The sequence below is a fragment of the Labrys sp. KB_33_2 genome, assembly GCF_052114505.1.
Taxonomy (GTDB): Bacteria; Pseudomonadota; Alphaproteobacteria; order Rhizobiales; family Labraceae; genus Labrys.
Genome location: NZ_JBFREW010000002.1, coordinates 369,674 through 383,521, shown reverse-complemented (window position 1 = coordinate 383,521; position 13,848 = coordinate 369,674). Strand labels below are relative to the sequence as shown.

Annotated in this window: 12 protein-coding genes; 10 read left to right on the top strand and 2 right to left on the bottom strand. The window is 62.8% G+C overall.

Annotated elements, in window-relative coordinates:
* Window positions 1–133 precede the first annotated feature (133 nt).
* Both capB and capA read left to right on the top strand, forming a co-directional pair.
* Window positions 134–1,888 (top strand): caprolactamase subunit beta, encoded by a 1,755-nt coding sequence (capB, locus tag AB4037_RS05075; protein ID WP_441770757.1) that lies wholly within the window; start codon window positions 134–136, stop codon window positions 1,886–1,888.
* An 11-nt stretch (window positions 1,889–1,899) separates the two neighbouring features.
* Entirely contained in the window at window positions 1,900–3,978 is a 2,079-nt protein-coding gene (gene capA / locus AB4037_RS05070; protein ID WP_441770756.1) for a caprolactamase subunit alpha, read from the top strand.
* A gap of 51 nt (window positions 3,979–4,029) precedes the next feature.
* Here the strand turns inward: capA and AB4037_RS05065 are convergent, their stop codons facing one another.
* Window positions 4,030–4,935: a LysR family transcriptional regulator gene (locus AB4037_RS05065; protein WP_434960803.1), complete on the bottom strand. Its 906-nt coding sequence runs from the start codon at window positions 4,933–4,935 to the stop codon at window positions 4,030–4,032.
* A gap of 280 nt (window positions 4,936–5,215) precedes the next feature.
* On the opposite strand from AB4037_RS05065, the gene AB4037_RS05060 reads away from it, so the two are divergent.
* The 7 genes from AB4037_RS05060 to AB4037_RS05030 all read left to right on the top strand — a co-directional run bounded on the left by AB4037_RS05060 (window position 5,216) and on the right by AB4037_RS05030 (window position 11,586).
* Window positions 5,216–6,016, top strand: coding sequence for a 5-oxoprolinase subunit PxpA (locus AB4037_RS05060; protein WP_441770755.1), 801 nt, complete (start codon window positions 5,216–5,218; stop codon window positions 6,014–6,016).
* Between the two features lie 3 nt (window positions 6,017–6,019).
* A complete protein-coding gene (locus tag AB4037_RS05055) occupies window positions 6,020–6,262 on the top strand; it encodes an acetyl-CoA carboxylase (RefSeq protein WP_441770754.1) in 243 nt (80 codons plus the stop codon).
* The gene (locus AB4037_RS05050) at window positions 6,259–7,650 is read left to right on the top strand and encodes an acetyl-CoA carboxylase biotin carboxylase subunit (RefSeq protein ID WP_441770753.1); all 1,392 of its coding nucleotides are present in this window, start codon (window positions 6,259–6,261) and stop codon (window positions 7,648–7,650) included. The genes AB4037_RS05055 and AB4037_RS05050 overlap by 4 nt, the downstream gene beginning before the upstream one ends.
* A complete protein-coding gene (locus AB4037_RS05045) occupies window positions 7,647–8,522 on the top strand; it encodes a 5-oxoprolinase subunit B family protein (protein WP_441770752.1) in 876 nt (291 codons plus the stop codon). The genes AB4037_RS05050 and AB4037_RS05045 overlap by 4 nt, the downstream gene beginning before the upstream one ends.
* Entirely contained in the window at window positions 8,512–9,489 is a 978-nt protein-coding gene (locus AB4037_RS05040; RefSeq protein ID WP_441770751.1) for a biotin-dependent carboxyltransferase family protein, read from the top strand. Before AB4037_RS05045 ends, AB4037_RS05040 begins: the two co-directional genes overlap by 11 nt.
* A 91-nt stretch (window positions 9,490–9,580) precedes the next feature.
* Window positions 9,581–10,936 (top strand): purine-cytosine permease family protein, encoded by a 1,356-nt coding sequence (locus AB4037_RS05035; RefSeq protein WP_441770750.1) that lies wholly within the window; start codon window positions 9,581–9,583, stop codon window positions 10,934–10,936.
* A gap of 149 nt (window positions 10,937–11,085) precedes the next feature.
* Window positions 11,086–11,586 carry a GNAT family acetyltransferase gene (locus AB4037_RS05030; RefSeq protein ID WP_434960796.1) on the top strand — a complete coding sequence of 167 codons (501 nt, stop codon included), beginning with the start codon at window positions 11,086–11,088 and terminating at the stop codon, window positions 11,584–11,586.
* Between the two features lie 13 nt (window positions 11,587–11,599).
* Here the strand turns inward: AB4037_RS05030 and AB4037_RS05025 are convergent, their stop codons facing one another.
* Window positions 11,600–12,211: an IMPACT family protein gene (locus AB4037_RS05025; protein ID WP_441770830.1), complete on the bottom strand. Its 612-nt coding sequence runs from the start codon at window positions 12,209–12,211 to the stop codon at window positions 11,600–11,602.
* A gap of 402 nt (window positions 12,212–12,613) precedes the next feature.
* Between AB4037_RS05025 and AB4037_RS05020 the strand changes: the two genes are divergently transcribed.
* On the top strand, window positions 12,614–13,408 hold the full coding sequence (locus AB4037_RS05020; RefSeq protein WP_434960795.1) for a lytic murein transglycosylase: 795 nt from the start codon (window positions 12,614–12,616) through the stop codon (window positions 13,406–13,408).
* Window positions 13,409–13,848: the final 440 nt, after the last annotated feature.

Here is a 13,848-nt window from a genome sequence, read left to right as displayed (position 1 = left end):
GGGTTTTGCGATTTTGGCGGCACCGCCAAGAATCAGAAAGACGCTCCAGCCAATCCGTAGGATTGGCTGGGAACCAAAGAGTGAGAGCAAACAAGCGTTCACGTCTGAACGCACTTTGCTCTGGGGAGGATGGATGTCGATAGAGCGAGAAAAAGTTGATCCGATCACACTATCGGTGGTGCGTGGGGTGCTGGAGACCACCCAGCGCGAGATGACGCTGGCCCTGGAAAAGACGGCGCGTTCCTCCGTCTTCAACCTGGCCCACGATTATTCGACCGCGCTCTTCAATGCCCGTCCGGAAATGATCCTCCAGGGCCAGGATATTCCCATCCATCTCGGCTCCCTGATCCCGGCCATGAAGGCCGTCGCCAAATTCTTCGGTGACGACATTCATGAAGGCGATCTCTTCCTGCACAACGATCCCGTCTTCGGCGGCAGCCACGCCATCGATACTTGCATGTACAAGCCGGTGTTCTACCACGGCGAGCTGGTCTACTGGACCGTCTGCAAGGGACACCTCACCGATATCGGCGGCCCGGTTCCGGCCGGCTACAACCCAAACGCCACCGAGATCTACGCCGAATGCCTGCGTATCCCGCCGGTGAAGATCTGGGACCGCGGCAAGCCACGCGAGGACGTGCTCAACCTGATCTTCTCGAACATGCGGGCACGGCGCGACCAGGAGGGCGATTTCCGCGCCCTGATCGGTGCCTGCCAGGTCGGCGAACGACGCCTGATCGCCCTCCTCGACAAATATGGCAAGCCGACGGTCGATGCCTGCATCGACACGCTGCTCGACATGGCCGACCGCCATATGCGCTCGCTGATAGCGAGCGTTCCAGATGGCACCTATGAGGGCAAGGCCATCCTCGAGGATGCCGGGCACGGCTTCGGCGACTTCGAGATCGGCGCCAAGGTCACCATCACCGGCGACGCCTGTCACATCGTCATCTCCAGCCCGCCCCAGGTGCCCTATTTCATCAATTCCTATGAGGGCAACTCCCATTCGGGCGTCTATCTCGGCCTGATGATGTTCGCCGCTTTGCCCCCGCCCTACAATGAGGGACTCTATCGTTGCGTGAGCGTCGATTTCGGGCCGAAGGGCACGCTGTGCAACGCGCAGGAGCCCGCGCCCCACATGAACTGCACCACCACGCCGATGGAAACGCTGACGGATGCGGTTCGGCTCGCCTTCGAGAAGGCGATGCCTTCCAAGGTCGCGGCCTCCTGGGGACATGCCAACGGGCTCAACATCGCCGGCAAGGACGGCCGCAACGGCGAGGAGTTCGTGACCATGGTGCTTGCCACCATCATCTCGGGCGGCGGCGCCACGCCCCAGCAGGACGGCTGGCATGCAGTGGGTCCGGAATGCTGCTTTGGCGCCCTCACGTCGGGTGACGTCGAGCTTCTGGAATATTCCTATCCCATCATCATTCACCGCTACGCGCTGATGACCGATTCAGGCGGCGCCGGGAAGTTCCGCGGCGGCTCCGGCACGGCCTGGGAGGTCGAGCCGCTGAACGGCGACATGCTGTGCATCGGCTTTGGCGAAGGACGACGCATTCCAGCCATGGGCGCGGCCGGCGCCAAGTCTGCCCTGATCGACAAGAAAGTCGGCCGCGTCGAGCTCCGGCGCGGCGGCGAGGTCACGGTCGAGCGCAAGAACATCATCGAGACCATCAAGCCCGGCCAGACCATCACCAATCTCAACCCCGGTGGCGGCGGCTATGGCAACCCGTTCGAGCGTCCTGTCGACAAGGTGGTCTGGGATGTGCGCAACGGACTCGTCTCCATCGAGGGCGCTCGCGCCGACTACGGCGTGTCCATCACGAATGCCGAAACATTGGAAGTCGACCTCGCCGAAACCCAACGGCTCCGGGCGGCCTGAAAGAAATCATCATGGAACACGCTTATCGTCTCGGCATCGACGCCGGGGGCACCTTCACCGATTTCGTCATCGCCAATCGCACCAGCGGCGACGTCAAACTGTTCAAGGCACTTTCCACGCCATCCGATCCAACCAGGGCGATCGAGAACGGCCTGAAGCAGATCGCCGAGAATTTCGGCACGACGCCTTCGGCCATCGTGTCCGACTGCGACCTCTGCATCAACGGCACCACGGTCGGCCTCAATGCCCTGATCACCCATCGGGGCGGCAAGACCGGGCTGATCTGCACGGCGGGCCATGAGGATTCCATCGAGATCCGCAACGGCCATAAGGAAGACGGCTTTCGCTACGACCCCGAATATCCGGCGGCCACCATGCTGGTGCCGCGCTATCTCAGGCGCGGCGTGCGCGAGCGCGTGCTATCGGATGGCTCCGTCCGCACCGCGATACAGGAAGAGGACGTGCGGCAGGCCTGCCGCCTGTTCCTCGCTGAGAAAGTGGAGACGGTAGCGATCTCCTTCGTGTGGTCCGTGCTCAATCCTGGGCATGAGCGCCGCGCCGCCGAGATCGTGCGGGAGATGATGCCCGACGTGATCCTCACCGTCGGCAGCGAACTCTATGCGCAGATCCGTGAATATACCCGCACCTCCACCGCGGTGACCAATGCCTATCTCGCTCCGGTGATGCGGCGCTACGTCACCGCCGTCGACCGCTATTTCCGCGATCTCGGTGCCAAGCAGCCCGTGCGTTACTTCCAGTCGAATGGCGGCCTAGCCGTCGGGCAGGTGATGACCGATCGCTCCGTCTACGCCATCAATTCCGGCCCCGCCTCCGCGCCGCAGGCCGGCCTCTATGTCGGCGCCCCGTTCGGCAAGGAGAATGTCATCACCGTCGACATGGGCGGCACCTCCTTCGACATCACGCTCACCCGCAACGGCCAGACCAACCTGAACAAGAACGTCGACTTCCTGCGCTACCGCGTCGGCGTTCCCATGATCCAGGTCGAGACGCTCGGTGCCGGCGGCGGCTCGATCGGCTGGATCGACAGCCTGGGCCTGCTGCAGGTCGGTCCGCAATCAGCGGGCTCCGAGCCCGGCCCGGCCTGCTATGGGCGCGGAGGAACCGATCCCACGACCTCCGATGCCAATCTCGTGCTCGGCTATCTCAATCCCGAGGGGCTGCTCGGCGGCAAGCTGCCTCTCGACGTCGGACGAGCTCGCGAGGCCATCGCCAGGATCGCCGGGCCGCTCGGCATCAGCGTCGAACAGGCTGCCTATGGCATGTTCACGATCGTAAACAGCGGCATGGTCAACGGCATCCGGCGCGTGTCGGTCGAGCGTGGTTATGATCCGCGCGACTTCGTCCTGGTCGGGGCCGGCGGCGCCACCGCCGCCCACATCACCGCTCTGGCGCGCGAGATGGGCATCGATACCATCATCCTGCCCAAGCTCGCCTCCGGCCTGTGCGCCTTCGGGCAGATCATCTCGGACGTCAAATACAACTATATGGCAACCGCTCCTTTGCGCCTGGACAATGCCGGCGCCTGCGAGAAGATCGACGTGCTCTTCGCCGAGATCGAGGCCCAGGGTGTCCGCCATCTGGAGGCAGACGGCTTTGCTGCCGACCGCATCGCCATCAAGCGCAGCCTCGAAATGCGCTATGTCGGCCAGGTGCATGAATGCACGGTCGACATCGATAATTTCAGGATCGACGACACCACGATCGACCGGGTCAAGGAAGCCTTCCATGCCCGTCACGAAGAACTCTACACCTATTGTGAGCGGCACAACCCGGTCGAGGTGGTGAATATCGAATCCACCCTCTTCGGGTTGATCGAAAAACCCAGGCCTCCTCGCCTCGACAGCACCGGTAGCCTGGAACAAGCCCTGAAAGACCGACGGCCCGCGATCTTCCACAGATCGGGCGACGCGACGTCTACACCTGTCTATGACGGCTCGAAGCTGGGCGTGGGCGTGTCAGTTGCAGGGCCTGCCATCATCGAGGAGGTCACCACCACCATCGTCATCGAGCCGGGCTGGACCGCAAGCCTGCATGAAAGCGGCAGCTATCTGCTGACCCGCAAGGATTGACCGGCAATGCCTGCCTTTCCTGCTCTCCTTTCGCTCGCGGGGCTGTTGTCGCTAGCGATTGGGCGGCAGGAAGAAGGCCTGGCGGAAATAGGAGCGGAAGGCTTCCATGGCGGGCGTGAACACCGCGTCCCGCCGCCAGGCCAGGCCGACATCCATCGAGGGGATCGGCTCGGTCGGCACGATCGTCTCGATGCGCTTGCCCTCCAGCGACCAGGGCCTGAGCACCATGTCCGACAGGATCGCCACCCCCTGCCCGTCCGCCACCAGCGAACGTACCGCCTCGACCGAGGAAGTCCGCAGCGTCACGTTCGGCCGGAAGGAGGACAGGCTCCAATAGCGCAGCGCCGTATGGGCAGCTTCGTCCACGGTCAGCATGATATAGGGCTCTTCTGCGATCTCCTTGAGGCTGACGGCGCCCTGCGCCAGCAGCCGGTGGCGGGCCGGCACCCACAGCCGCCGGCGCGAGCTCATCAGCGTCTCGGTGGTGAGATCGGGATTGATCACGTTGGAGGTCAGCAGCACCGCCATGTCGTAGCGATTGGCCAGCAACCCGTCCTCGATCGCTTCGCGGTTGAGCTCGAAAAGCTGGATGTCGAGATTGGGCCAGGCCCGTCGCAGTCGGCCGAGATGGGTGGGCAGGAAATAGCCGATGACCGTGTAGGTGGCCGCCACCGTCAGCCGGCCGGCAAAATCATTGGCGGGCAGGAGAAGGCTGGTGGCCTCCTCGACCTTGTTCAGGATTTCATAGGCGTGAAACAGGAACTGGCGGCCCGCCGGCGTCATGTCCATGCCCTGGGTGGAGCGGGTGAACAGTTCGACGCCGACGATCTGCTCCAGCTCCTTGATGGCGGTGGTGATCGCCGATTGCGAGATGCCGAGTTCGCCCGCGGCCTGGGACACCTGCCCATGCTCGGCCGTCGCCACGAAATAGCGGATCTGGCGCAGACTGACCGGCATGAACAACTCCCTTCGCGTTTCAGATCGACCTCTACATCAATATTTATAAAATCGATAGATGGCCGACCAGAACTCCACCGAATCTCATGCCTTCTGGCTTATCTCCGGAAAATTGACCCAATATGAGGAAAATTCAAGCGAAGTCAGGAAATCTCCTATTTCTGAAAATCAGATAACAAGCATCTGATTATAGAATTTTTCAATCTACCCGTCTCGCCGTAACGTCAGAGCAAGACCGGCGGCGATGCCGGCGCAGGACTAATTACAGAGGGAGGCTGGCTTGGCGCTGGCTGCGGTCGACATCAATTGCGACATGGGCGAAGGCTTCGGCCAATGGCGCCTGGCGGAGGCGGACGACACCGCCTTGATGGAGCTCATCAGCTCCGCCAACATCGCCACCGGCTTTCATGCGGGGGATCCATCGCTGATGGACGCCACCGTCCGGCTGGCGGCCCAGCACGGCGTCGGCATCGGCGCCCATCCCGGCTATCGAGATCTCCAGGGCTTTGGCCGCCGCCGCATCGAGGGAGCGGCCGAGGAGATCGTCAACGACATCGTCTACCAGACCGGAGCGTTGCGGGAATTTGCCCGGCGCCATGGTGCCAGCCTGCAGCATGTGAAGCCGCATGGCGCGCTCTATATGGAACTGGCTGCCAATGAGGACCTGTCGCGTTCCTTCGTCCATGCGATGCAGGCCACAGCTCCCAACGCCTTCATCTACTGCATGGATGTCTCGCTGACCCATCGCGTCGCCGTCGAGGCCGGCCAGCCGGTGATCCGCGAATTCTACGCCGACCGCGACTATGGCCGCTCGGGCTCCATCGTGTTCACCCGCCGCACCGGCCGGCTCGATCCGGCGGCAATCGCCGACAAGGTGGTGCGGGCCTGCCGCGAACAGCGGGTGCGGACCGTCGAGGGCGACGACATCGACATCGCCTTCGACTCCATCTGCTTTCACTCCGATACGCCCGGCAGCCTTGCGATCGCCCGCGCCATGCGCGAGGCCCTGGTGGCCGATGGCATCAAGATCATGCCGGCGAGCGAGCTGGCGCACCCGTCCAAAGCCATCACGAGGGGATGAAGAATGGCAATTTCGCAGATCATGTCGCCCTTGCCCGGCGTCTTCTACAGACGCCCCTCCCCTGACAGCCCGTTCTTCAAGGAGGATGGAGAGGCCGTCACAGCGGCGGATGTCATCGGCCTGATCGAGGTGATGAAGTCCTTCCACGAGATCAATGCGGGCATCGGCGGCGTCAATATCAAATTCCTCGTCGATGACGGCGACGCCGTGATGGCCGGCCAGGCACTCGCCGAGGTGGAGGCATGAACATCCGTTCGGTCCTCATCGCCAATCGCGGCGAAATCGCCGTGCGCATCAATCGCGCGGCCAAGGCGCTGGGGCTGCGCACGGTGCAGGTCTACAGCGCAGCGGACAAGGACTCGCTGGCGGTACAGCTCGCCGACGAGGCCGTCGAGATCGGGCCGGCCGCCGCCAAGAAATCCTACCTCAATATCGAGGCGGTGATCTCGGCCGCCAAAGCGGCCAGGGTGGACGCCGTGCATCCAGGCTATGGCTTCCTTGCGGAGAATGCCGATTTTGCCGATGCCGTCGTGGCGGCCGGCATGAAGTTCGTCGGGCCCGCCGGCTCTGCGATCCGCCTGCTCGGCGACAAGGTCGCGGCGCGGGCCGAAGCCGAGAAGGCGGGCGTGCCCACCGTGCCGGGCAGCGGGGGTCGCATCGCCAATATCGAGGAGGCCGAGGCGATCGCCGCACGCATCGGCTTTCCGGTGATGATCAAGGCTGCGGCCGGCGGCGGCGGACGTGGCATTCGCATCGCCGCGGACATGGACGAGTTCCGCCGGCAGTTCCCCCAGGCTTCCGCTGAAGCGGCGGCAGCCTTCGGCGATGGCGGCCTCTACATCGAAAAGGCCATCGAAAAGGCGCGCCATGTCGAGGTGCAGATCCTCGGCGATGGCCGGAACTTCGTGCATTGCTACGAGCGCGAATGCTCGCTGCAACGCCGGCGCCAGAAGGTGTGGGAGGAAGCCCCGGCCGTCGGCCTGTCGCCTGAGGTGCGCGAACACCTGTGCCAAAGTGCCGTCGCCCTCGCCCGCTCGGTCGGCTATAGCGGCGCGGGCACGGTTGAGTATCTCTATGACGAGGCAAGCCAGGACTTCTACTTCATTGAAGTAAACACCCGCATACAAGTCGAGCACCCGGTAACGGAAATGATCACCGGCCTCGATCTGGTCCAGGAAATGCTGCGCATCGCTGGCGGTGAGCCACTCTCCGTCCGTCAGGAGGACATCGCCGTCGCCGGCCATGCCATCGAATGCCGCATCAACGCCGAAGACCCGTTCAAGAACTTCATGCCCTGGCCGGGCGTGGTCACGGCGCTATCGGTGCCCGAAGGCGATGACATTCGTTTCGACACCATGCTCTTCGAGGGCTATGCGGTGCCGCCCTTCTACGACTCTTTGCTGGGCAAACTCGTCGTGCGCGGTGCCGACCGTGCCTCCTGCCTCTCCACGCTCCGGCAGGCGCTGGCCGGCCTGAAGATCGAAGGCATTCCCACCACCATTCCCTTGCACGAGGCCCTTGCCGCCGACGCCGATGTGGCGGCGGGGCGTTTCCACACCCGCTTTCTCGAAGGCTGGCTCGACAGCCGTTTTGCGCCGCCGCCAGCCGAACCGGTGAAGGAGGCCGCCCGATGATGAGCCGATATTCGTTTGGCGGCGACGAGCACCTGTTCGTCGAATGCGACGAGAGCATGTCGCTGGAGGCCTTCTTCAAGAGCCTGTCCATGACCCGCGCGGTTCGGGAGGCCGGCATTGCCGGCGTCACCGAGATCTGCCCGGCCAATGCCTCCTTCCAGATCCGCTTCGATCCCGATCGCATCAAGCCGGACGACATCCTGGCGGAGGTGAAGGCCATCGAGGCGGTCGCCGCGAAGGCCGATCCGGTGATCGGCACCCGCATCATCGAGATCCCGGTGTTCTATCAGGATCCCTGGACTCATGAGACCCTGATGCGGTTTCGCGAACGCCACCAGGACCCTGGGGCCACCGATCTCGAATATGCCGCGCGCGTCAACGACCTCGCCTCGGTCGAGGATTTCGTCGCCGCCCATAGCGGTTCGCCCTGGTTCGTCTCGATGGTCGGCTTCGTCGCGGGCCTGCCCTTCATGTACCAGATGGTCGAGCGTTCCCGGCAACTCCAGGTTCCCAAATATCTGAGGCCCCGCACCGATACGCCGAAGCTGACGGTCGGCCATGGCGGCTGTTTTTCCTGCATCTATTCGGTGCGCGGCGCCGGCGGCTACCAGATGTTCGGTATCACGCCTATGCCGATCTTCGATCCCGAGCAGAAGACCGGCTATCTCCGCGACTTCATGGTGTTCTTCCGGCCCGGCGACATCGTCAAGTTCAAGCCGATCGGCCTTGACGAACATGATGCGATCGCCGCCGACGTCGCCTCCGGCCGCTATGCGCCTCAGATGCACGAGGTCACCTTCGACCTCCGGGAATTCCAGAACGACATCGACGGTTACAACGCCAGGCTGGAGGGCATGATCCATGGGCGTTAAGGTCCTCAATCCCGGCCTTTCCACCACCATCCAGGATCTCGGCCGGCCGGGCTATTTCCATCTCGGCATTCCCATCGGCGGGGCGATGGATCGGCTGGCTTTGCGCGCCGCCAATCTCCTGGTCGGCAATGACGAAGGAGATGCCTGCCTGGAGGCCGTGTTCCTTGGCCCCGAACTCGAATTCACCCGGGATGCGACGATCGCGATCACCGGTGCCGAGATGCCGATCAAGATCGCCGGGGTCGAGCAGCCGTCCTGGACCGCCCTCAGCGTCAAGGCAGGTCAGATGCTCAGCTTCGGCTTCCTCAAGGCGGGTGCGCGCATCTATATCGCCGTCGCCGGCGGCTTCGACGTTCCCCTGGCGCTCGGCAGTCGCTCGACTTACGTGATCGGCGCTCTCGGTGGCTATAAGGGCCGCGCCTTGGCCAAGGGTGACGAACTCGCGATCGGCGAAGCGGGCACGGCCAAGGCAGGGCGCAGCGTGCCGGAGCCCCTGCGTCGCCGCCCGGGCGCGACCGCGCAGCTTCGTGTCCTGCCCGGCCTGTATTGGCACCGCATCCAGGAGCAATCGGGACGCGCCTTTTTCGAGGATCAGTGGAAGGTCGCACCGGAAGCCGACCGCATGGGCTATCGCTTCCGTGGTGGCCGTCCCCTGCACTTCGTCGAACGTGAGCCCCCCTTCGGAGCGGGATCGGACCCCTCCAACATCGTCGACAGCTGCTACCCCTACGGCTCGATCCAGGTGCCCAGTGGCACCGAACCGATCATCCTGCATCGTGATGCGGTATCCGGCGGCGGCTACTTCATGCTCGGCACCGTGATCTCGGCCGACATGGACCTGATCGGCCAGATGCAACCCAACACGCCGACGCAATTCGTCGAGGTCGACATGGCCACGGCGCTGGCGGCTCGCGCCGAACGCGCAACGCTACTGGCCTGCATCCGGGCCGTGCTGGCCTCCAGCTAGATCCACCCTGGCCGAAGCGGTTGAAAAGGCCGCGCGACCCAAGAACAGAATCCACAAAACAGCATCCAGAACCAGTGAGAGGGGAACCATCATGGCAGGCACCGTCGCGGCCGCCGAAGCCGATACGCTCGACTATTCAAACCGGGCCGTCCCGCCCGATCAGCGCATGCCCAAGATGGCCCTGACCATGGCGTGGTGGGCCGTGTGCAGCGCGGTGTTCTATATCGTCGTCGGAGCCGCCCTGGCCCTCGGCTTCGGCACCCGCAACGCCATCATCGGCATGATCATGTCGGTGATCGCCTATGGCCTGATCAATGCCGTGCTCAGCCGCTTCGCCATTCGCACCGGCCTGTCCGTCGCCTTGTTCTCGCGCGTGCTGTTCGGCAATGTCGGCGCAGGGCTGGCGACGCTGATCTTCTGCGCGACCGCGATCTATTACGCGGTGTTCGAAGGGTCGGTGATCGCCGTCGGCATCCACACCATCTTTCCGTCCGTGTCCTATGCGATCGCCGCCCTGATCGTCGTGCTCTATTCGGTGCCGCTGATCTTCGGCAGCATCCAGACCTGGCTCGACAAGTTCAACGGCGTGCTGCTGCCCTTCTATATCCTCGGGCTCGTGGTCGCTGTCGGTCTCGCAATCGCCGAATATGGCTACAGCGACAAGTGGCTCAATCTCGGCCCGGCCGGCGGCGCGCCGGCTGGCGGTTGGTGGTCGTGCTTCGTCTATTACATGGGCGTGTGGGTGCTGATGATGTTCACCTTCGACTATGCCCGCTTCGGCCGCGAGGAGGACGCCGGCTATCACGCCTTCTTCAATTTCGGCATGCCCTTCTATGTCATGGTCTTCCTGGTCAGCGGCCTGTTCGGCATGTTCATGATCGGCACCGTCCCCGATCTCGGCACGGTCAGCGAAGTCACCGTCCTGCTCGCTCTGCTCAAGCTGATGGGCGTCTGGGGCCTGCTCTTCGTTTGGGTTACGCAGACGCGCATCAACACGGCCAACTACTATCTCGCCGCGGTTAACATGGAGGCCCTGGTCCAGCTCTTCGGCAAGCTGCCCTTCGGACGCATCGGCTGGGCCGTCGTCGTCGGCCTGATCGTTTATCTCCTGATGCTGGCAGATGTTTTTGCCTATCTCCTGCAAGCCCTCGCCTATCAGGGCATCTTCGTGGTGGCCTGGGTTGCCGTGGCAATGGCCCATATTCTCAGCGACCGCTACCGGCGCCTGGCTGGCGATACGATCGAGTACCGTTCGAGCCATGTGCCGGCCTTCAATCCGCTTGGCCTCGTCGCCTGGTTTGCCGGCGCCGCCATCGGCATCGGCCTGCATCTGTTCGGCGGCGCCTATGCGGAGTTGTCCGCGCCGGCAACGGCCGTGGCCGCATTCAGCATCTATGCGGTGGGCCTCACCTTCGCGCGCCGTTCCTGGTTCCTGGTCGCCGACTGAAATGATGAAGCACAGGCTCCCGGTCGACCTTCGGCCGGGAGTTGCTATTGAAACCGCGAAGGAAACGGCTCTAGATCCTGTCCGGGAGATCCATCTTCCAGCGCCGTGCAGCCTGGTAGAGGCTGATGGATGAGACTTTGCGGGGGCCTATGGAAGTTATATCTCGGCTCGTTTTCACCGTGGCCAGCATCTGCCTGATGGTGTTGGCGGGCGGCCTTGTGGCGATTGCCGGCGTCCGGGTCTTCCGCGCCGCGTATTCAGACGGCCAGTTCGACAATACGCTGCTCGACTCAATCGGCTTCGTGGTCGTCGGCATCGCGGTTTTCGACGTGGCTCGCTATTTCCTCGAGGAGGAAGTGCTGCGCGCCCGCGAAATGCGCGACGCCGTGGAAGCCCGGCGCAGCCTGACCAAATTCATGTCGGCCATCGTGATCGCGGTTTTCCTCGAAGCCCTGGTGACCGTGTTCAAGGTGGCCAAGCAAAGCCCGGAGCAATTGCTTTATCCGGCACTCCTGCTCTTCGGCGGCACCGCGATGATCGTCGGTCTCGGCGTCTATCAGAAGCTGTCCGTCAGCGTCGAACGCGAAAGCCCGGCCGAACCCAGCAAGGAAAAGGGCGAAAGCAAGCGCAAGACGGAAGATCAGGGATAGAATACGGCACCGATCAGACACGAGCCGAAGGCTCGCCCTGCGTCAGAATGGACAGCACGGCGCGACCGCTGGTGACGTCGGCCATCAACTGCCGGACATCGGCCAGATACTCTTCGCGGATCGCAGCGACAAATTCGGCCCCCGTCGCGGTATAGTCCTGAGCGAGAATTTGCACCGCCTGATGCGCCGACAATCGCGCCTGAACCAACGCCAGATCGGCAAAGCCGCAGACAATACGCGCCTCCACCCGGGCGACGATCGGCAGCTTCTCGGCGGCGCGCAGGCAGGATGCGGCGGTACCGCCATAGGCCCGGATCAAGCCGCCGCTGCCAAGCAGGATACCGCCGAACCAGCGCGTGACCACGACGGCGACACCATCCAAGGCCTGGCCGTCGATCGCCTGCAGGATCGGCTTGCCCGCAGTGCCGCTGGGCTCGCCGTCATCGTTGAAGCGGTAGAGCGGACCTATTCGCCAAGCCCAGCAATTGTGATTGGCCGTTGGATCGGAATGGTCCCTGATGAAAGCCTTGGCCGCCTCTTCATCCGTGGCGGGAGCCGCTGTCGCCAGAAAACGACTTTTCTTGACCTCCTGTCTGAAGGTCTCGGTTTTTTTAAGACTGAACAAATCCGGCATGGCCGCAATCTAAAACATTTTCCTGAAAAGTTTATGGGCTTCCTGGCTACAGGAAAGTACATTGAAACAAAAAGTTAGAGCAGAACGTCGATGTAGGGAAATCGCAATTCACCGCTCTGTGGCGGGTTCGGGAGCCAAATCACCGCGCTCTGAGGGCAAGGGATCTGCTACCCTGAACGCGTCGGGCTCGGCCGCCATTCACCCACGAAGGTTCAGGTGGCGCAGTCGGGGATGCCCAATGCTCGGCCGATGACACCAGACACTTCAGATTTAACCGCTTCGTAAACCCAAAATCGAAAGCCAGATGTGGGCACCGTTCTGCATCGATTGACTTGACCCCGCGTCACTGCTGTAGTCGCCGGCAGCCTGGATGTTCTCAAAAAAGGGATTGGAATGAGCACGAGGATACATGTAGCGGCACTGGCCGGAGCGGTCTTGAGCCTGTTCCAGCTTTCAGGCGGAGCCCATGCTGCCCAATGCGGCAAGAACGCATCCGGCTATGAAGCATGGAAGCAGGAGTTTTCAGCCGAGGCACGCGCCAAGGGCGTTGGTCAGGCCGGCATCGCCGCGCTGATGAGCACCCATTACGCCACAGCCACCATCAACGCCGATCGTGGCCTGAAGAGCTTCAAGCTGTCCTTGGATCAGTTCCTTGCCAAGCGCGGCGGCAATACGATCGTCGCGCGCGGGCGCCAGCTCAAGAAATCCCAAGGCGCGCTGTTTGCCGATATCCAGCGCCGTTACGGCGTTCCCCCCGGACCGCTGCTGGCGATCTGGGGCATGGAGTCGGGCTTTGGTGCCGTCAAGGGCAATCAGAACATGCTCTCCTCGGTGGCAACGCTTGCCTATGACTGCCGCCGGCCCGAATTCTTCACCGACCAACTCTACGCCGCGCTCAAGCTTGTCGACAGCGGCCGCTTCACAGCGCAAACCCGCGGTTCCATGCATGGTGAAGTGGGCCAGACCCAGTTCATGCCCAAGACCGTGCTGCAATATGGTGTCGGCAATCTCGACAGTGCGGCCGGCGCCCTCGATTCGACCGCCAACTATCTGAAGGGTCATGGCTGGAGCGCTGGCCAGGGCTATCAGCCGGGCGAGCCGAATTTCTCGGCCATCCAGGCCTGGAATGCCGCCTCGGTCTATCAGCAGGCCATCGCCCATATCGGCCAGCGCATCGACGCCCAATAGGAGACTTGGCGGGCTCTCTCACCCGAACACAGTCGACTATCGATCAATTGCGCCGTGGAGCACTCGCCTCCACGGCGTTCTTCATTATTTGACGTTGCGTCATGGCATTTGAGGCACATAAGAAGCTTGCATCGCTTCACGCGTCCAGCCGCTTGTGTGCCAGGTGGGACTTGGCATCCCTCAGTAACGCCTCTCACTATCGCGCATCGCGCCTGTGCTGCCCTTGAGGAGCCTCCCTCAGTCGAAGGTGCCGACATGGAGTGGCCTCATTCGTCGCTACCAGCACAGGCCCGGGGTCAGGAAGGGCCTCCTCGCGAGACGTCTAAAGTATTATGCTCCAGCCAATATCATCGCGAATGAACTCCTTCTTTTCGGTATGATGCAAGCGGAGGTTGCTGTTTTTGCCTTCTTTACTTCAAGCTGGACTTGGCAATCTTGGG

What these genes read in the sequence shown, in the direction of transcription:
- AB4037_RS05065 (WP_434960803.1), bottom strand. Translation starts at nt 4,935, where the DNA reads ATGCCGGTCAGTCTGCGCCAGATCCGCTATTTCGTGGCGACGGCCGAG.
- AB4037_RS05030 (WP_434960796.1), top strand. Translation starts at nt 11,086, where the DNA reads ATGGAAGTTATATCTCGGCTCGTTTTCACCGTGGCCAGCATCTGCCTG.
- AB4037_RS05050 (WP_441770753.1), top strand. Translation starts at nt 6,259, where the DNA reads ATGAACATCCGTTCGGTCCTCATCGCCAATCGCGGCGAAATCGCCGTG.
- capB (WP_441770757.1), top strand. Translation starts at nt 134, where the DNA reads ATGTCGATAGAGCGAGAAAAAGTTGATCCGATCACACTATCGGTGGTG.
- AB4037_RS05045 (WP_441770752.1), top strand. Translation starts at nt 7,647, where the DNA reads ATGATGAGCCGATATTCGTTTGGCGGCGACGAGCACCTGTTCGTCGAA.
- AB4037_RS05035 (WP_441770750.1), top strand. Translation starts at nt 9,581, where the DNA reads ATGGCAGGCACCGTCGCGGCCGCCGAAGCCGATACGCTCGACTATTCA.
- AB4037_RS05055 (WP_441770754.1), top strand. Translation starts at nt 6,020, where the DNA reads ATGGCAATTTCGCAGATCATGTCGCCCTTGCCCGGCGTCTTCTACAGA.
- capA (WP_441770756.1), top strand. Translation starts at nt 1,900, where the DNA reads ATGGAACACGCTTATCGTCTCGGCATCGACGCCGGGGGCACCTTCACC.
- AB4037_RS05020 (WP_434960795.1), top strand. Translation starts at nt 12,614, where the DNA reads ATGAGCACGAGGATACATGTAGCGGCACTGGCCGGAGCGGTCTTGAGC.
- AB4037_RS05040 (WP_441770751.1), top strand. Translation starts at nt 8,512, where the DNA reads ATGGGCGTTAAGGTCCTCAATCCCGGCCTTTCCACCACCATCCAGGAT.